Annotated in this window: 13 protein-coding genes; 8 read left to right on the top strand and 5 right to left on the bottom strand. The window is 54.8% G+C overall.

Annotated features, from left to right (window positions below):
* Nucleotides 1-81 precede the first annotated feature (81 nt).
* From CKQ54_RS20950 to CKQ54_RS20965, 4 genes are all read left to right on the top strand, one after another.
* The gene (locus CKQ54_RS20950) at nucleotides 82-1992 is read left to right on the top strand and encodes an NAD(P)-binding protein (protein WP_120163066.1); all 1911 of its coding nucleotides are present in this window, start codon (nucleotides 82-84) and stop codon (nucleotides 1990-1992) included.
* A complete protein-coding gene (locus CKQ54_RS20955; protein ID WP_167459655.1) occupies nucleotides 1989-3167 on the top strand; it encodes a c-type cytochrome in 1179 nt (392 codons plus the stop codon). Before CKQ54_RS20950 ends, CKQ54_RS20955 begins: the two co-directional genes overlap by 4 nt.
* A gap of 297 nt (nucleotides 3168-3464) precedes the next feature.
* A complete protein-coding gene (locus tag CKQ54_RS20960) occupies nucleotides 3465-3947 on the top strand; it encodes an Hcp family type VI secretion system effector (RefSeq protein WP_112290340.1) in 483 nt (160 codons plus the stop codon).
* Nucleotides 3944-4423 carry a DUF2778 domain-containing protein gene (locus CKQ54_RS20965; RefSeq protein ID WP_112290339.1) on the top strand — a complete coding sequence of 160 codons (480 nt, stop codon included), beginning with the start codon at nucleotides 3944-3946 and terminating at the stop codon, nucleotides 4421-4423. Before CKQ54_RS20960 ends, CKQ54_RS20965 begins: the two co-directional genes overlap by 4 nt.
* 400 nt (nucleotides 4424-4823) lie before the next feature.
* Here the strand turns inward: CKQ54_RS20965 and CKQ54_RS20975 are convergent, their stop codons facing one another.
* Genes CKQ54_RS20975 through CKQ54_RS20990 form a run of 4 tightly spaced genes read right to left on the bottom strand, consistent with a single transcriptional unit; the run spans nucleotide 4824 to nucleotide 13922 of the window.
* Nucleotides 4824-6272, bottom strand: coding sequence for an efflux transporter outer membrane subunit (locus CKQ54_RS20975; RefSeq protein ID WP_120163735.1), 1449 nt, complete (start codon nucleotides 6270-6272; stop codon nucleotides 4824-4826).
* Entirely contained in the window at nucleotides 6265-9390 is a 3126-nt protein-coding gene (locus CKQ54_RS20980; protein WP_120163734.1) for an efflux RND transporter permease subunit, read from the bottom strand. Before CKQ54_RS20980 ends, CKQ54_RS20975 begins: the two co-directional genes overlap by 8 nt.
* Nucleotides 9391-12582 (bottom strand): efflux RND transporter permease subunit, encoded by a 3192-nt coding sequence (locus CKQ54_RS20985; RefSeq protein ID WP_120163733.1) that lies wholly within the window; start codon nucleotides 12580-12582, stop codon nucleotides 9391-9393.
* On the bottom strand, nucleotides 12579-13922 hold the full coding sequence (locus CKQ54_RS20990) for an MdtA/MuxA family multidrug efflux RND transporter periplasmic adaptor subunit (RefSeq protein WP_113877557.1): 1344 nt from the start codon (nucleotides 13920-13922) through the stop codon (nucleotides 12579-12581). The genes CKQ54_RS20985 and CKQ54_RS20990 overlap by 4 nt, the downstream gene beginning before the upstream one ends.
* 471 nt (nucleotides 13923-14393) lie before the next feature.
* On the opposite strand from CKQ54_RS20990, the gene CKQ54_RS20995 reads away from it, so the two are divergent.
* The 3 genes from CKQ54_RS20995 to CKQ54_RS21005 all read left to right on the top strand — a co-directional run bounded on the left by CKQ54_RS20995 (nucleotide 14394) and on the right by CKQ54_RS21005 (nucleotide 17120).
* Nucleotides 14394-15224 (top strand): gamma-glutamyl-gamma-aminobutyrate hydrolase family protein, encoded by an 831-nt coding sequence (locus CKQ54_RS20995; protein ID WP_120163732.1) that lies wholly within the window; start codon nucleotides 14394-14396, stop codon nucleotides 15222-15224.
* The gene (locus tag CKQ54_RS21000) at nucleotides 15221-15763 is read left to right on the top strand and encodes a M15 family metallopeptidase (RefSeq protein ID WP_120163731.1); all 543 of its coding nucleotides are present in this window, start codon (nucleotides 15221-15223) and stop codon (nucleotides 15761-15763) included. Before CKQ54_RS20995 ends, CKQ54_RS21000 begins: the two co-directional genes overlap by 4 nt.
* Nucleotides 15764-15935: 172 nt before the next feature.
* On the top strand, nucleotides 15936-17120 hold the full coding sequence (locus tag CKQ54_RS21005; RefSeq protein ID WP_112290324.1) for a sugar transporter: 1185 nt from the start codon (nucleotides 15936-15938) through the stop codon (nucleotides 17118-17120).
* A gap of 65 nt (nucleotides 17121-17185) precedes the next feature.
* On the opposite strand, the gene CKQ54_RS21010 is transcribed toward CKQ54_RS21005, so the two are convergent.
* The gene (locus CKQ54_RS21010; RefSeq protein WP_120163730.1) at nucleotides 17186-17602 is read right to left on the bottom strand and encodes a DUF2000 domain-containing protein; all 417 of its coding nucleotides are present in this window, start codon (nucleotides 17600-17602) and stop codon (nucleotides 17186-17188) included.
* A 132-nt stretch (nucleotides 17603-17734) separates the two neighbouring features.
* On the opposite strand from CKQ54_RS21010, the gene CKQ54_RS21015 reads away from it, so the two are divergent.
* Complete coding sequence (locus CKQ54_RS21015; protein ID WP_120163729.1) at nucleotides 17735-18211, top strand: Lrp/AsnC family transcriptional regulator; 477 nt, start codon at nucleotides 17735-17737, stop codon at nucleotides 18209-18211.
* Nucleotides 18212-18299 lie beyond the last annotated feature (88 nt).

Genomic DNA, 18299 nt, shown 5'->3' on the forward strand with positions numbered 1-18299 from the left:
ATACTTAGACATTTTTTGAGCGAAACGCTTTTGCCGTGCGGCTTCCGCGCGGGTTGATGATGTAAATTTTAAGGAAACAATATGGGCATCACTCGTCGTGATTTTCTAAACGGCGTGGCTATTACGGTCACTGCCGGAATGACTCCGTTTGAGGCGCTGCGGGCTTCGCCGCAAACAGCCACGCAGTCGTTGTATTATCCGCCTTCCCTTACCGGTTTGCGCGGAAATCATCAGGGTTCTTATGAAGCGGCGCATATCCTCGGGCGCGAAGGCAAAAAGGTCGAATCTTCCGGTTTGCCGGTGGAAGATGAGTTTGATCTGGTGGTGGTCGGAGCCGGGATCAGCGGGCTTGCGGCGGCGTGTTTCTGGCAGGAACAGCACGGTAAAGACCAGCGTATTTTGTTGCTCGATAACCATGATGATTTCGGCGGGCATGCCAAACGTAATGAATTTCACGTCGAGGATAAAATGCTGCTGGGCTACGGCGGCAGCGAGTCCTTTCAGTCGCCACGCACCAATTTCAGTCCGGTTGCAATGGGGTTGCTGAAAACCCTCAACGTCGATATCGAGAAGATGGCGAAAGACTTCGATCAGACGTTTTACCCTGATCTGCATCTCAGCCGCGGGGTGTATTTCGACCGTAAAAACTTCGGCGTCGATAAAATTGTCAGCGGCGATCCGGGACGTGCGGTGGCTGATGATATTCCACCAGAGCGTCTCAATGGCCGTGATATCAAAGACTTTATCAGTGACTTCCCGCTGCCGGAATCTGACCGTCAGGCACTGATCGCCCTGCACACTGAATCAAAAGATTATCTGCACGGCATGAGTCAGGAAGAAAAAGTCGCCTGGGTCGACGGGCACAGCTATACCCAGTTCCTGCGTGAAAAAGTCGGGCTGAGCGAGATTGCTATCCGCTATTTCCAGCAGCGGACCAATGATTTTCAGGCGGTTGGAATCGATGCCACCTCATGCAGCGATGCGCGCATTTGCGCCCTGCCAGGTCTGGAAGGTATGGGCCTGCCGCCGCTGGACGCCGAATCGCTGGCCGATCTCGACGAGCCGTATATTTTCCACTTCCCCGATGGCAACGCCGGTTTAGCGCGGCTGATGGTGCGCCATCTGATCCCGCAGGTCGCGCCGGGAAATACGATGGAAGATATCGTGCTGGCGAAATTCGATTACAGCCAGCTCGATAAGGCCGGGCAGCCGGTGCGGCTTCGCCTCAACAGCACCGGAATGCATGTCGCCAACGCAGAACACGAAGGCAAACCGGCGGTAGAAGTGACCTATATGACCGGCAGCACGCTGCACCGCGTCCGCGCCGGTCAGGCAGTGATGGCCGGATACAATATGATGATCCCGTATCTGGTGCCGGAAATCCCTGAAGCGCAGAAAGCCGCGCTGAAAGAAAACGTCAAAGCGCCGCTGGTCTATTCGAAAGTGGTGATCCGCAACTGGCAGCCGTTTATCAAACTTGGCGTCCATGAAATTTACTCTCCGGCAGCGCCTTACAGCCGCGTGAAACTGGATTATCCGGTGGATATGGGCGGTTATCAGCATCCGCGTGACCCGAACCAGCCGATTGGCCTGCATATGGTGTATGTGCCGACGCTGCCGGGCAGCGGCCTCAGCCCACGCGAGCAGTCACGTAAAGGCCGTGCGTTACTGCTCGGCACCTCGTTTGATGCCCATGAAAAAATGATCCGCGATCAGTTGCAGGGCATGTTCGGCGAAGCTGGTTTTGACCATCAGCGCGACATCATGGCGATCACCGTTAACCGCTGGTCGCACGGCTATTCCTACTTCCTCAGCGGGATGTTCGACGACGAAGACGACGCGCAGAAAACCATTCATCTGGCGCGCACGCCTGTCGGGCGGATCACTATCGCCAACTCAGATTCTGACTGGAGCCCGTACGCCAACTCAGCAGTTGATCAGGCCTGGCGGGCAGTGAATGAACTGACGGCAATGAAAAAGGTGAGCGCATGAAGAAGCTGATGATTTTTGCCACGCTGATGGCAACGGCAGGCTCTGCCATGGCGATGTCCGAAGGTGAGTATGTGGCGAAATCCGCCGACTGCGCCGCCTGCCATACGTCGCCTCAGGGTGCAGATTTATCCGGTGGTGTGCGCTTTGCCACACCGGTAGGCGAGATTTATTCCACCAATATTACGCCGGATATTCAGCACGGAATTGGCGGCTACAGTTTTGAAGAGTTCGACAAGGCGATGCGCGAAGGGATTGCTAAAGACGGCCATGCGCTCTATCCGGCGATGCCCTACACCTCTTACGTAAAAATGAGCGGGAAGGACATGCGCGCGCTGTATGACTATCTGATGAAAGAGGTCAAACCGCAGCCCGTTGCCAACCGTGAAAATGACATCAGCTGGCCGATGTCGGTGCGCTGGCCGCTGCGGGTTTGGAACAGCATTTTTCTTGAAGACGGCGAGTACAGGCCACAGGCGGATCAGAGTGCGCAATGGAATCATGGCGCTTATCTGGTGCAGGGTGCCGGACACTGCGGAGCCTGTCACACCCCGCGTGGCTGGGCGCAACAGGAGAAAGCCCTCGATGAAAAGGACATGGCGTTTCTCAGCGGCGGCGAGCTGGACGGCTGGTCAGCACCTTCCCTGCGCGGGCTGAAAATCAGTCAGCCGGAACTGGTGACGCTGCTGAAATCCGGTCGCAATACTCATGACGCCGTCAGCGGCCCGATGGGGGAAGTGATCACTAACAGCACGCAGTTTATGACCGATGACGATCTCAACAGCATGGCGGTGTATCTGCTCAGTCTGAAAGCGGAGGCACAACCGGCACCGGCCAAAAAGGCCGTCGCGACTGAGGCCGGACAACAGACGTTTATGCGTTACTGTTCGACCTGTCACGGTGTGAAAGGCGACGGAAAAGCGTTTGCCATTCCGGCGCTGGCGGGCAATCTGACCGTCAGTGCAGAGAACCCGCAGACGTTGCTGCGCGTGATCCTCTACGGCGCTCAGACGCCGGTGACGGCAGAACATATGTCCAATACAATGCCTGGCTACGGCTGGACGCTGACTGATCAACAGGCCGCAGACCTCACCAATACCCTGCGCGCCAGCTGGGGAAATCAGGCAGCAGCCGTCACGCCGGGAGATGTGGCGAAAGCGAGGAAAGCAGGGAAATAAGGGCTTGTTTCACCGCAGGTAAAACCTGGCTCGATGAGCTCCTCCCCCTGCGAAGGGGGAGTTGGGAGGGGGGGTTACAGATATTTGATGCACAATCAACTTTAATAAAAACTCCAGTTGAACTTCCTTATATTCATTTAAATAACTTCAACCAATAATTACCAGTATCAATCTAAAATAATAATTCATACTTGATTATTATCATTATAAAAAACCTTAATACAATGCAAAAAATACGCTTGCAGTTATCCTCCTGTGGAGTAGTTTATTTATTACTTTCAATAGGGAGATTTAAAGATGGCGATTCCTGCTTATTTATGGCTTAAAGATGATGGCGGTGCGCATATCAAAGGATCCGTTGATGTGAATGGGCGTGAAAGTAGCATTGAGATTTTGGGTTTCGGGCATGGTTTATTTTTGCCTACTGATAATAATACGGGAAAAATCACCGGTACCCGAGTGCACTCAGCAATGACGTTTGAAAAAGAGTTTGATTCCTCCAGTCCATATTTATACCAAGCTGTAGCAAAAGGACAAACGTTAAAATCTGCTGAAATCCGGTGGTATCGCATCAATGATGCTGGTCAGGAAGTTGAGTATTTCAATATGCTGCTGGAAAATGTGAAAGTTGTTGCGATCTGCCCTTTGATGCATGACTGCAAAAATCCAGCAACAGAAAAGCACAACCACCTCGAATCTATATCTCTGAGATACGAGCGGATCACCTGGAAATATAGTGATGGGAATATCATTTTTTCCGATGCGTGGAATGACAGATGATCAGATGCACATTTCGTTTGAACGGTTCAGGCTTATCCACTCTCAGTTGCCCTGGCTACGGCTTCTTTCCCGCCTATTCTGGTGAGGTAGGTCCACATCGCAACAACCCTGACTCAGCAGATGTGAAAGATATCGGACCTTTGCCACCCGGACAATATTATATAGTGACCCGAGGGACTGGTGGGATAGGCACCCATGTTTCTGATTTTTTTGGATCAGTCGTGAGTGGATCCGACAGGTCAGTGTGGTTTGCACTTTACAGAAACGATAACAGCATAGATGATTTAACTTTCATCGATCAGGTTAAAAGAGGTAATTTCAGACTACACCCGGCGGGTTACAAAGGGGTAAGCCACGGGTGCATAACGTTGCCTTCAAAGGATCATTTTACAATTCTGCGTGAGGCATTATTAAATACACCACAAATAAAAATCAGCTCAACATTAAATGCTTTCGGAACTGTACAGGTATATTAAATGTCCCCTTTGAAATGTGTGATTATTTGGCTCGGAAGTGTTTTCTTGTTTACAATGACGTTTACGACACTTTTCGCTTTATGTTCTGAACAATGGTTCTATTCGAAAATTTCAGCGCATACAGACTTTATTCAGGAAAACACCTGGGATAATATTTATATGAGCATTTTGTTTGGAGGCTCAGCCCTTGTAGATATTTTTTTAATTTTTGTAATCGCAAAGTTTTTCGCATATCGCAAACAGGCAGCCCGGTGACATTGCTCCCCGTCAATTTTATTGCTATGTCTAAAGTGATTGAGGCCACTTACGATGAATGGCAGCATTCGCACTGAAATAAATGATGTTCTCTACACCAGAGACCGTTTTACGTGTCCTTAGTGCAGAGATAATTCAAACTCTTCTATTTACCCACATCCCCGTTCCATCCGCCGCCCAGGGCAGCGATCAGCTTGACGCTGGTGACCATCTGGGTGCTGAGCAGTGACAGGACACTTTGCTGTTGGGTCAGGCTGGTGTTTTCGGTAGTCGCGACGTCAAGATAGTCGATCATCCCGGCCTGATACTGGTTGTAAGTCACGCGGGCGGATTCTTTGGCGGAATCGGCGGCGTTCTGACGGGCGACCAGCTCGCTGTCGAGCGTGTGCAGTTCGACCAGATAATCTTCCACTTCCTGCATTGCGGTTAACACGCTCTGGCGATAGCTGGCGACATCGGCATCATACGCGGCTTCGGCTTGCGCCACTTTGCCGCGGGTAGAACCGAAATCCAGTACCGTCTGGCTGAGTTCAGGGCCTAAAGACCAGACGCGGTTTGGCAGCGAGAACAGGTTGTGGAATGCCGAGCTGGCGAACCCGCCGCTGGCGCTCAGGGTCAGATCGGGATAATACGCGGCAGTCGCTACACCGACGGCGGCGTTGGAAGACGCCATGGTGCGTTCGGCGGCAGCGATATCAGGACGACGCTGCAACAACTGCGACGGAATGGCGTCCGGCATCGCAGGCAGGTTGAGTTTGACGTCGCGTGCCGCAAGGCTGAACTGCGCCGGTGGTTTGCCGATCAGTACCGCGATAGCGTGCTCAAGCTGGGCGCGCTGCCATTGCAGATCCAGCGCCGAGGCTTTGGTGCTTTCAAGCTGAGTCTGCGCCTGCGCCAGTGTAGCGCGTGAGGTGTTGCCACCTTCATACTGATTCTGGATCACCGTCAGGTAACGCTGATAAGAATCGATACTTTGCTTATACAGCGCGATTTGCTGATCCATCACCCGCAGCTGGAAATAATCCTGCGCCAGTTCGGACTGTGCGCTGAGCGTTGCATCAGCCAGATCGGCCTTGCTGGCCTGCGCACTGGCGTCCTGCTCTTCTGCCGTACGGCGCAGTTTGCCCCACAAATCCAGTTCCCAGCTGGCACTCAGTTGTGCGGACTGGCTGTTAGTGGTTGAGGTGGATGTGCCACTGCGCGTGCTGCCGACGGTAGCATCCACTGACGGATACAAATCGGAACGTGCCTGTGTCACCAGCGCCTGTGCCTGACGGTATTGCGCAGCATACTGCGCGACGTTCTGGTTGGAGATCTGTACCTGTGTCAGCAATGATGACAGCTCAGGATCCTGATACACCGCCCACCAGTCGCCTTTGGTCTGATTATCTTTCGGGATCGCCGCCGTCCAGCCTTTGGCTTCTTTAAATGCCGTGGGCATCGCAACGTCAGGCCGTTTGTAATCAGGGCCGACGGCACAGGCGCTGACCAGAAGTGCCAGCGCCAGCGGAGCAAGCCGGAACACCATAGAACGTGTTTTTTGCAGAGTCATCAGATTCGCTTCAGGGTAATGAGTTTCAGTGTGATCAGTCATGAGAACTGGCCTCCGGAGACGTCGTGTGAGGACGCAAACGGTGCCACAGACGATGCGTCGCGCGGCTGGTGCGATCCATATACAGGTAAACGACCGGCGTGGTGAATAACGTCAGAACCTGACTCAGCGCCAGACCACCGGCGATCGCCAGCCCCAGCGGACTGCGCAGATCCGCATCACCGCCGCTGCCCAGCGCCAGCGGCAATGCACCGAAGAATGCAGCCAGCGTGGTCATCAGGATCGGACGAAATCGCATCAGACAGGCCTGAGTGATCGCCTGTTGCGGCGTCAGACCCAGCCGCCGTTCAGCGTCGAGTGCGAAGTCGATCATCATGATCGCGTTCTTTTTCACGATACCGATCAGCAGCAGGATCCCGATCAGTGCGATCACCGTCAGTTGCGTCCCCGTTACCAGCATCAGCAACAGCGCCCCCAGTCCGGCAGACGGCAGCGTGGAAAGAATGGTCAGCGGATGAATATAACTTTCATACAGTACGCCCAGCACGATATATACCGCCGCCAGCGCCGCCAGGATCAGCCACGGCATGGAACTGGCCAGCGCTTCAAACGCCTGCGCGGTACCGGCATAACTGCCGTGAACGGTATCCGGCAGACCAATCTGCGCCATCGTCGTTTTCAGCGCAGCCTGCGCATCTTCCAGCGCATAGCCGTCGGCGAGGTTGAACGCAATAGTAGTGGTCGCCGTCTGCCCCTGATGAGAAACCGACAGCGGTGCATTGGCTCCGCTGAAGGTAGCAAACGCCGACAGCGGCACCTGATTACCGGAATCGGTGACGACATACAGCTGATGCAGGACATCCGGATTACTGGTGTAGTCAGACGTCAGGTTCATCACCACGTGATACTGGTTCAGCGTTTTGTAGATCGTAGCGATCTGCCGCTGGCTGAAGGAGTTATTGAGCAGCGTGTCGATCATCTTCACGTTCACGCCGAGTTGCGTAGCGCGATCCCGGTCGATATTGAGCATGATCTCCTGCCCGCCGGTCTGCGCATCGGAATCCACACCGGTCAGTTGCGGCAGTTTCGCCAGCGCTTTCTGCACCTTCGGCGCCCATTCACGCAGCACGGAAAGATCGTCAGATTGCAGGCTGTACTGATATTGGGCGTTGGCACTGCGTCCACCGATATGCAGATCCTGCGCCGCCATCAGGAACAACTGCGCGCCCGGTTCTTTGCCAGTCGCCATCATCAGGCGGTTGGCGACCTGATTGGCCGTCGCGGTGCGTTTATCAAAATCTTTCAGACGTACAAAGAAGGTCGCGGTATTACGTGAACCAAAACCGCCGCTGCCCGCTGAACTCATTACCGCTTCTACCGCCGGATCGTCCTGAATGATCTTGCTATATTTCAGCACCTGCGGCTGGATCGACTGGAACGAGGTGTTCTGATCCGCACGTAACATGCCCATCAGCATCCCGGTGTCCTGATCCGGGAAGAAGCCTTTTTCCACCACGGTATACAGATAGAAATTCAGCAGGATCGTCAGGAACAGGCCGACCAGCGTGATCAGCTGATGCCGCATTACCCAGCCGAGCGCCGCAGAATACGCCGCCAGCAGTTTGTTCAGCCCGCGTTCAATCATGCGGTAAATGCGCGGCTGACGTTTTTCCACCGGCGGTTTACGTTTGAGGAAACGCGCACACAGCATCGGCGTCAGGCTCAGCGACACCAGCATGGAGATGATCAGCGAGACACTCAGCGTCACCGCAAACTCGCGGAACAGACGCCCGACGATACTGCCCATCAGCAGGATCGGAATGAAAACGGCAATCAGTGAAAGCGTCATCGACAGCACGGTGAAACTGACTTCCTGCGCGCCTTTCAGCGCGGCCCGCACCGGCCCCAGCCCTTCCTCGATGTGCCGCGTAATATTTTCCAGCACCACAATGGCGTCATCGACCACGAAACCGGTGGAGATAATCAGCGCCATCAGCGAGAGGTTATCCAGGCTGTAGCCGAGCAGATACATCACCGCGCAGGTGCCGATCAGCGAAACCGGCAGCGCCACCGCCGGGATCAGCACCGCATTCCAGTTACGCAGGAACACAAACACCACGGCGATCACCAGAAGCGTGGCTTCCAGCAAGGTCATTTCGGTATCGCGCAGGGAAGCAGAAACGTTCGGCGAGCGATCCAGCGCCAGATTAAGCTGTACGTCGCCCGGCAGACTTTCTTTCATCAGCGGCAGCGCGGCCTTGATCGCTTCGATGGTTTCCAGCATGTTCGCGCCAGCCTGACGCGTCACGCCGATCATGACCGACGGTGTGCTGTTGTAATAACCGACGTTGTATTTATCTTCAACAGAATCATACACATTGGCGATATCGCTCAGGCGGATTGCCGAGCCGTTGATGTAGGTGACGATCAGCGTTTTGTACTGCGCGGCGGTGCTTTGCTGGCCGTTACCTTCAATCATCCACGACTGATCCGAGCCTTGCAGCAGCCCTTTTGGCAGGTTACTGGTGCTGTCGGCAATGGCGGTGCGAATGGTGTCGAGGGAAATGCCGTAAGAGGTGATCGCTTCCGGACGCAAATCAATGCGCACCCCCGGCAGCGCGGAACCGACCAGCGAAACCTGGCCGACACCGTTCACCTGCGCGATTTTCTGTTGCAACTGGCTCGAGGCGATATCGTACAGCTCGCCTTTACTGCGCGTAGCCGACGTCAGCGCCAGCATGATAATCGGTGCATCAGACGGGTTGGCTTTACGATAGGTCGGCAGCGACGGCATGCTGCTCGGCAGCAAGGCGCGGGAGGCGTTGATCGCCGCCTGTACGTCGCGCGCCGCGCCGTTGATATCGCGATCCAGATCGAATTGCAGGATAACGCTGGTCGAACTTTGCGAGCTGCGCGAGGTCATTTCCGTCACCCCGGCGATTTGCCCGAGCGCCCTTTCCAGCGGCGTCGCCACCGTTGCCGCCATGGTTTCAGGACTGGCACCGGGCAGACTGGCGCTGACCAGAATGGTCGGGAAATCCACCTGTGGCAGCGGCGCAACCGGCAGCAGGCGATATCCCAGCAAACCGAGCAGGAGTATCGCCAGCGTCAGCAGCATTGTGGCGACCGGACGGAAGATGAAGAAACGCGAAATATTCATTTATTCCGCCTGCTTCGCTGCGCGGCGATGACGCGGATTCAGACGGTGAGAAAGCCGGTCAAACATCAGGTAAATCACCGGCGTGGAGAACAGTGTCAGAACCTGACTGAAGATCAGACCGCCGACGATCACCAGCCCCAGCGGCTGACGCAGTTCCGCGCCGGATCCGCTCGCCAGCATCAGCGGCAGAGCGCCGAGCAGTGCAGCCATGGTGGTCATCATGATCGGACGGAAGCGCAGTAAACAGGCCTGGTGGATCGCCTCACGCGGCGACAGCCCCTGCTTGTTTTCCGCATCCAGCGCAAAGTCGATCATCATAATGGCGTTCTTTTTCACGATCCCGATCAGCAGGATCACCCCGATCAATGCGATCAGGCTGAATTCCGTACCGGCAAAGATCAGCGACAGCAACGCGCCCACCGCCGCCGACGGCAGCGTGGACAGAATGGTCACCGGATGGATAAAGCTTTCGTACAGAATGCCGAGCACCACATACATGGTCAGCAGCGCGGCGAGGATCAGCCACAGCGTGTTGCCGGTGGCACTTTCAAACGACGCCGCCGCACCCTGATAGCGCAAAGTGATGCTGTCCGGCATGGCGATATCGGCCACGGTGGTTTTGATCGCCTGCTGCGCCTGTTCCAGCGAATAGCCGTCTTTGAGGTTAAAGGAGACGGTGACCGCCGGGAACTGGTTGAGGCGCGCCTGCAACAGTGCGCCGGTGCGCATATGGATTTTGGCAATCGACGTCAGTTTCACCATGCCGTTAGTCGCACCGGAATTGGTGGTCGGGTTGCCGCTGTCCGACGTCGTGGTCGTGGTTGTCGTCGTTGTCGCTACCGTGCCGCTGGTCGAAGAACTGTTGTTGGTCGCCAGATACACATCATCAAACGACGCCGGTGACTGCTGGAACTCCGGGGCGACTTCCAGCACCACGCGGTACTGGTTCGCCTGGGTAAAGATGGTGGAAACCAGTCGCTGACCGAACGCGTTGTACAACGCGGTATCGACATCTGAAGCGGTAATGCCGTAACGGGCGGCGGCATCGCGGTCCAGTTCCACATACGCAATCTGCCCCTGATTTTGCAGGTTGCTGACCACTTCGCTGAATTCCGGCTGCGCGCTGAGTTTTTCAATCAGCTTTGGCGTCCATTCCACCAGATTTTCACTGTCGGAATCATCCAGCGTGAACTGGTACTGGCTTGGCGTGACCTGATCGTCAACGGTCAGATCCTGCGAAGCCTGCATGTACAGTTCGATGCCCGGCACATTTGCCGTCTCCTGTTGCAGACGCGCAATAATTGCCGGCGCACGTTCGCTGCGCTCATCGAAAGATTTGAGGCTGATCTGCAAACGCCCGCTGTTCAGGCTGGTGTTATTGCCGTCCACACCAATGGTGGACGACACACTTTCCACATCCGGATCCTTGAGAATGGCCGCGGTCAGCAGTTGCTGGCGGCGTCCCATTTCACTGAAGGATACGTCCTGTGACGCCTGGGTGATCCCCTGGATCATCCCGGTATCCTGGGACGGGAAGAAGCCTTTTGGCACAATCACATACAGCAACGCGGTAAATACCAGAGTGGCGGCGGCGACCAGCAGAGTGAGCTTCTGGTGATTGAGCACCACGATCAGCATGCGGTCGTAACCGGCGATCATTTTGTCGAAGAACTCGCCGCCTTTACGGTAAAACTTGCTCTGTTTTTCTTCCGGCGTGTGGCGCAGTAAATAGGCGCAGAGCATCGGTGTAAGCGTCAGCGACACCACCATCGACACCAGTATCGACACCGCCAGCGTGATGGCGAATTCGCGGAACAAGCGTCCGACCACATCGCCCATAAACAGCAGCGGGATCAGCACCGCAATCAGCGAGAACGTCAGGGAAATAATGGTGAAACCGATTTGCTGCGAGCCTTTGAGCGCCGCCTGCATCGGCGTTTCGCCTTCCTCCAGCCTTCGCGAAATATTCTCGACCACCACGATGGCGTCATCGATAACAAAACCGGTGGCGATAGTCAGCGCCATCAGCGAGAGGTTGTTAAGACTGAAACCGCACAGGTACATCACGCCAAAGGTGCCGACCAGCGAGAGCGGCACCGCAACGCTCGGGATCAGTGTCGCGGCGACATTGCGCAGGAACAGGAAGGTGACCATCACCACCAGCGCGACAGACAGCAACAGTTCGAACTGCACGTCGCTGATCGAGGCGCGAATGGTTTGCGTACGGTCGGATATCACGCTGATTTTGACCGATTCCGGCAGCGCTTCCTGCAATTTCGGCAGTTGCGCTTTGATGGCGTCCACCACCTGAATCACGTTGGCACCCGGCTGGCGCTGCGCGCTGATAATAATGGCCGGTTGCTTGTTCGCCCAGGCAGACAAGTACTGGTTTTCCGGCGCTTCGGAAAGCGTCGCCACATCGCGCAGACGCAGCGCTGCCCCGTTTTCGTAATTGACGATCAGATTGCCGTATTCGGCGGCGGTGCGCAGCTGGTCGTTGGCATCGATGGTGATCGAATGATGCGGGCCGTCGAAGCCCCCTTTCGAGCCGTTGACGTTGCTGTTGCCGATCAGCGTATTGATGGTTTCCAGACTGAGGTTATGCGCCGCCAGTTTACGCGGATCGACCTGCACACGAACCGCAGGCTGATGACCGCCCGCCAGCGTGACCATACCGACGCCGGAAATCTGCGACAGTTTCAGCGCCACGCGGGTATTCACCAGATCCTGCACTTTGGTCAGTGGCAGGGATTCGGACGTCGCCGCCAGGGTCAGCACCGCGGCATCTGCCGGGTTCACTTTTTTGTAAGTCGGCGGATTCGGTAAATCGCTGGGCAGCAGGCTGTCAGCCGCGTTAATCGCCGCCTGGACTTCCTGCTCGGCCACGTCGAGGGACAAATCCAGCGAGAATTTCAGCGTGATAATGGAGGAACCGCTGGCGCTGGTGGAATACATCTGGCTCAGACCGGCCATCTGACCGAGCTGACGCTCAAGCGGGGCGGTGATCCCTGATGCCATCACATCCGGACTGGCGCCCGGATACAGCGTGGTCACCTGAATGGTCGGATAATCGACCTGCGGCAGCGCCGAGGTCGACAGCATGTTGTAGGCGAAAATCCCCGACAACAGCACGGCGACCATCAGCAGAATGGTCGCAACCGGCCGGAGTATAAAGAGGCGTGAAGGATTCATTTAGACCCGCTGTCTTTACCGGCTGTATTTGGAGTTGCATCGGGCGCGGCGACAGTTTTGTCGGCACCGGTGGTGGCTTTATCCACACCGCCACTTTGCTCGCGGGCTTTAGACGAGCCGTCCGCTGCTGCAGCTTCACCGGAATTCGGCGTGACAATCTCGACTTTGGTGCCATTGTTCAGGCGGTCAATACCGGTAGTCACCACCTGCTCGCCCGGCTTCACGCCGGACAAAATCGCCACCTGATCGTCACCAAAGTCTGGCCCGGATTTCACGCTGCGGCGCTCAATGGTGCTGTCGGCTTTCACCACATACACGAAGTCGCCGTCGCTACTCAGTTGTAATGCTGCCGCCGGGATCACCGTGGCATCTTTCAGTGTCGCCACCTGTAAGCGGGCGTTCACAAACTGGTTCGGATAGAGTTTCTCATCGGCGTTATCGAACAGCGCTTTCAGTTTAATGCTGCCGGTGCTGGTATCAATTTCGTTGCTGATAAATTGCAGTTTGCCTTGTCCGAGCACTTCGCTGCCGCTCTGGTCAAAGGCAGTCGTCGGCAACTGATTGCCGCCACGCAGCGCTTTGAGCAAGGTTTGCAGATTGCTTTGCGGCACGCTGAAGGTAACGGCAATCGGCTGGGTCTGGGTAATCGTCACAATACCGGTGGTGGAACTGCTGGTAACCATGTTGCCCGGATCGACCAGACGCAGACCAACGTGCCCGCTGACCGGTGCGGTAATTTTTGCGAACTCAAGATTCAGCTTGGCGGCAGCGATTTGTGCCAGATCGGCTTTCACTGCACCGGCATACTGACCGGCGGTTGCAATCTGGCTTTCCAGATCCTGACGGGCCAGGGAATCTTGCGCATACAGTTTGCGGTATCGCGCCAGCGTCAGTTCAGCGCTTTTCGACAGCGCCTGATTCTGCGCCAAATCACCCTGATATTGTTCCAGCGTGGCCTGATAACTGCGCGGATCAATCTGCGCCAGCAACTGCCCCTGCTCGACTTTCTGCCCTTCGGTGAAATATACCTTCATCAGCTGACCATCCACCCGGCTGGTGACCGTGACTGTCGCGTTGGCGACAACGGTACCCAGCGCGCGCAGATACACCGGCACATCGGCTTGCGTGGCTTTTCCCGCCTGCACCGGTGTGGCCATTCCGGCCATCATCTGGCCGCGCATCGCACGCATTCCGCCGCGGCCCGGTTTTTTTTGGGCAGATGAGTCGGAAGCACTTTGATGGAAAGCAAAGAACCAGACCAGGATCGCAGCAACGATAATGGCGATGATAACCCACACGAGAGTGCGTTTTTTGGAACGAGACGAGGCAGTCGGCAGCATAAATTTCTTGGTTTCGCAGTATTAAAGAGGAGAAAGCAGCTGAAAAATGACCTTCAACCAGAGATTTTCAATATCAGTCAAAAACACATTATCCCTAAAAGGCTCACCGGCTGTTTTTAGGACAACGTAAAGATTTCGTTAGCAATTAAGAATTTTTATTTCATTCAGCAGGATGAATTATACGCACTAATTTATCCTTTCTGACCCTTTAATGTTAAGAACTAAATGAGAATGAATATTGAAGACACAGACAGAAAATCATTATGAAATGTCAGCCAGTCGCGGAATTTTGTCAGGAAAACGCAGTTTTAGCGTGAAATTTAACCTGCCAGCTCACCTTAACTGGTTATAAAACCAGAGGTAAATCCCGAAAATTGGATGTATTGATAATTTATATTGTTTGCGCCGACCACGGCTTGATAAGGTGAATTTTCTGATTGGTTTTCATCTTCTTGAAAGGGATTCAGGCGAATGCAGAAAAAATTTCAATCCAGACCGGTGATTGGGGTAACGCTGGACAGTGAGGACGCCGGTGGCTACGCCGATTTTCCCTGGTATGCCCTGCGTCAAAACTACCTGAAAAGTCTGGCAGAGCTGGGCGCAGTGCCGCTGGCTTTGCCGCACCACGCGGAACTGGCGGATGAATATCTGTCGATGTGCGACGGTATTGTCGTGACCGGCGGCGCGTTTGATGTTCCGCCTGAACTCTTTGATGAGCAACAGACCAGCGATCAGGTGCGTCTGAAACCGGCGCGAACTGAATTTGAAAAAGCCATCGTCAAAGGTGCCATGCAGCGCAATATGCCGTTGCTGGGGATTTGCGGCGGTCAGCAGCTGCTTGCCGTGTTAACCGGCGGCACGCTCCATCAGCACATTCCCGATGCACTGCCCGATGCCCTTGAACACAGCACGACCGTGGATACCGAAAACGCCGGCGGCAAAAAGCGCGCCCGTCATCCTGTAGAGATTGTTGAAGGTTCGCTGCTCAGCCGCTGCGTCGATCGCGATCATTATGAGGTCAACAGCTCGCATCATCAGGCGGTGAAATCGGTCGGCCCCGGCTGCATTGTGAATGCTTATGCGCCTGACGGCGTGATCGAAGGCATTGAGTGCGAGGAGTATGATTTCTGCCTGGGCGTGCAATGGCACCCTGAATATCAGCAACATCAGCAGGATACGCAACTGCTGAAAGCCTTTGTTGCAGCATCGTCGCGCTATCAGCAGTCAATGCGCACGGCGGGTAAAGCCATGACAGAAGCGATGAACGACGCGATTTCCCGTCCGGGGAATGAGCAGGCGTGAATCAGGCGGCGCTTAAAATCAGAACCGGCCAGATACTGCATGATCTGGGCATCGACCCGCAGGTTATCGCACACCGTACGCTGCCTTACTTTGAAGAAGTAAGTGAGTACTTACTGGAGGATACGGAAACCGACGCAGAGAGCGGCAAAGTTTACCGGCTGATCTCCCCCGCTGCTGGCGCCTGGCATCAGATGAAACAACAGGCTGCCGCCGACGGCGTGGGCATTTATCTGGTCTCTGCTTTTCGCAGTCTGGATTATCAGGCGGGATTAATCCGCATCAAACAACAGGCAGGCATCCCACCGGAAGATTTCTTCACCTCGCTGGCGCCGCCCGGATGCAGCGAACATCACACCGGTCGCGCTATAGATATCAATACCCCCGGCTGCGACGAAGTGACCGGCGTTTTTGGCGAAACAGACGCTTTTCGGTGGCTGCAAACTCATGCCGCCCGCTTCGGTTTCGTGATGTCCTTCCCGCTGAATAATCCCTGGGGCTTTATTTATGAGCCGTGGCACTGGTGCTGGCATCCGCAATAAAACACAGTGACCTGCATCTCAGTTTCCATAACTAAAATTGTCGTCGAAACATTTATCTGTTAGGCCAATTTTCTGTTTCATTTTTAGCACAAATAAAACACACTATGCCCTCAACAGGTGTCTGCCAGACAGATGCCTGATCCCAACATCTTCTTATAAGTCATAAATTTCAATGCAATCAGATACCGTTTCGCGCAGGACAGCATGGCTCCGCGTTGTGATGATGGCTATTGCCGCGTTCATCTTCAACACCACTGAATTCGTGCCTGTCGGATTACTTTCCGATATCGCCGCCAGTTTCAACATGAAGACCGCACAGGTCGGTCTGATGCTGACCATCTACGCCTGGGTTGTGGCGCTGATGTCACTGCCGCTGATGCTGCTGACCCGCAATGTTGAGCGAAAGCGCTTACTGATCGTCATCTTCGTGATATTCATCGCCAGCCATATTCTTTCGGTCGTGGCCTGGGATTTCTGGAGTCTGGTGGCCTCGCGCGTCGGTATCGCCCTCGCCCACGCGATTTTCTGGTCGATCACCGCATCACTGGCAATCCGTGTCGCACCGGCCGGTAAAAAAACACAGGCGCTCAGTATGTTAGCCACCGGTACCGCGCTGGCGATGGTGCTGGGCTTACCGCTGGGACGCCTGATCGGACAATATCTCGGCTGGCGCACCACCTTTATGAGCATCGGCATCGTTGCGCTGCTGACGCTGATTTGCCTGATCAAACTGTTGCCGCCGCTGCCAAGTGAACATACCGGTTCACTGAAAAGCGTGCCGATGTTATTCCGCCGTCCGGCGCTGGTCGGCATGTATCTGCTGACTGCACTGATAGTGACTGCTCACTACACGGCGTACAGCTACATCGAGCCGTTTATCCAGACCGTCGCGAATATGGGTGAAAACTTCACCACCTTCCTGCTGCTGATTTTTGGTGGCGCAGGTATTCTCGGCAGCATTGCGTTCAGTGTGCTTGGCAACCGCTTCCCGGCGGCGATGCTCAGCGGCCCGATCTTGCTGGTCACCCTCAGCATGTTGCTGTTATTTGTGGCGGTGATGAATCCGGTCGCTATTTCAGTCCTTTGTGTGATCTGGGGGCTGGCAATGATGATTATCGGCCTGGCACTGCAGGTGCGTGTACTGGCGCTGGCGACCGATGCAACGGACGTTTCAATGGCACTGCTTTCCGGCATCTATAACATTGGTATAGGCGCGGGCGCGCTGATCGGGAATCAGGTGAGTCTGCATCTGGAAATGAGCAACGTCGGCTATGCGGGCGGGCTGATCGGCTGCATCGCGTTGGTCTGGTGTCTGACGATTTTTAAACGCTATCCGCAGCTGAAAGTAACGAACTGATATCGGGACTTGCAAAGGAAAACCGGCACATCTGCCGGTTTTTTTATGCCTGAATGTTCAAGGAATTATCGCAATAACTTCAGATTCCCTGTCAGCGATTTAATCCATTTTTCCGGCCCGACCAGGCCCACGCCATCGAGTACTTCATCGTATAAATCCCGCAGCGGAAACGTCATTTCGTATTGCTCGAACTGATGCATCGTACGCGCAAATGCCGGGAACGGCACCACGCTGCGCTCGCCTGCTGCGTCCAGCGCTTTGAACATCAGCGCCTTAATGTGATCCGGCGTTGCCTGTAGAATGGGCAGCGGAGTTTTAGAGATAGTATCGGTCATGACGCCCTTTGCATCCGTCAGTGAACTGCCCGCCAGCATCGGGAATTTTGCTGCTAATCCGATACCAATTACGCCTGCCGTGTTCGCCAGTAATCCCGGTGGAAGTTCGGGATTGAGGATAATTGCCACCCGCAGGTTATCTGCCATTTTGTCCCCCTTTTCATCATCATTGATGACAAAAATGATAGCGTTGAGCCGCGGAAAGGTGCTTTCTTTTTACGCGATAAAATGCCCTAATCTGGTCATCCCTTCCCCATAATCACATTTAAAAGGCAGATTATGTCTGTATCTGAAATTTCGCCGGCAGACCTTCGCATTCTTAGACAACTACAGAGTTCCGGCAGAATGACCAATCAGGAGCTGGCGGAAAAAGTGGGCATGGCTGCCTCGCCTTGCTGGCGGCGCATGAAACAGCTGGAAGACAGCGGTGTGATCACCGGTTATCAGGCGAACATTGACCGGAAAAAAATCGGGCTGGGGCTGCTGGCATTTATCCGGGTGAAAATCGACAGCCACAGCGAGGAAGATGCCCGGCGTTTTGAGCAGGAAGTCGGCGCGCTACCCTCAGTGATTGCCTGCTATGCAATTGCTGGTGATGCGGACTTTCTGTTGCAGGTGGTGGCGAAAGATCTCGACAGTTTTTCCAGCTTCGCGATGGAAGTCGTGCGCCGTTTACCGGGGATTAAAGAGATGCAAACCTCGTTTGTACTCCGGGAGGTGAAACCGCTGGATGTGTTGCCACTGGAGGGGATTTAAGGACATTCGAGGGTATGGCAAAATGCTGAACGATGTTGAATAAAACACCTCTTAGCCAACATGACAAGTAGATAGTTATGCGATAAAA

It is taken from the genome of Rahnella variigena (assembly GCF_003610915.1).
Classification (GTDB): Bacteria; Pseudomonadota; Gammaproteobacteria; order Enterobacterales; family Enterobacteriaceae; genus Rahnella; species Rahnella variigena.

Coding starts and splice junctions, on each gene's coding strand:
- CKQ54_RS20950 (WP_120163066.1), top strand. CDS start 82: ATGGGCATCACTCGTCGTGATTTTCTAAACGGCGTGGCTATTACGGTC.
- CKQ54_RS20955 (WP_167459655.1), top strand. CDS start 1,989: ATGAAGAAGCTGATGATTTTTGCCACGCTGATGGCAACGGCAGGCTCT.
- CKQ54_RS20960 (WP_112290340.1), top strand. CDS start 3,465: ATGGCGATTCCTGCTTATTTATGGCTTAAAGATGATGGCGGTGCGCAT.
- CKQ54_RS20965 (WP_112290339.1), top strand. CDS start 3,944: ATGATCAGATGCACATTTCGTTTGAACGGTTCAGGCTTATCCACTCTC.
- CKQ54_RS20975 (WP_120163735.1), bottom strand. CDS start 6,272: ATGACTGATCACACTGAAACTCATTACCCTGAAGCGAATCTGATGACT.
- CKQ54_RS20980 (WP_120163734.1), bottom strand. CDS start 9,390: ATGAATATTTCGCGTTTCTTCATCTTCCGTCCGGTCGCCACAATGCTG.
- CKQ54_RS20985 (WP_120163733.1), bottom strand. CDS start 12,582: ATGAATCCTTCACGCCTCTTTATACTCCGGCCGGTTGCGACCATTCTG.
- CKQ54_RS20990 (WP_113877557.1), bottom strand. CDS start 13,922: ATGCTGCCGACTGCCTCGTCTCGTTCCAAAAAACGCACTCTCGTGTGG.
- CKQ54_RS20995 (WP_120163732.1), top strand. CDS start 14,394: ATGCAGAAAAAATTTCAATCCAGACCGGTGATTGGGGTAACGCTGGAC.
- CKQ54_RS21005 (WP_112290324.1), top strand. CDS start 15,936: ATGCAATCAGATACCGTTTCGCGCAGGACAGCATGGCTCCGCGTTGTG.
- CKQ54_RS21010 (WP_120163730.1), bottom strand. CDS start 17,602: ATGGCAGATAACCTGCGGGTGGCAATTATCCTCAATCCCGAACTTCCA.
- CKQ54_RS21015 (WP_120163729.1), top strand. CDS start 17,735: ATGTCTGTATCTGAAATTTCGCCGGCAGACCTTCGCATTCTTAGACAA.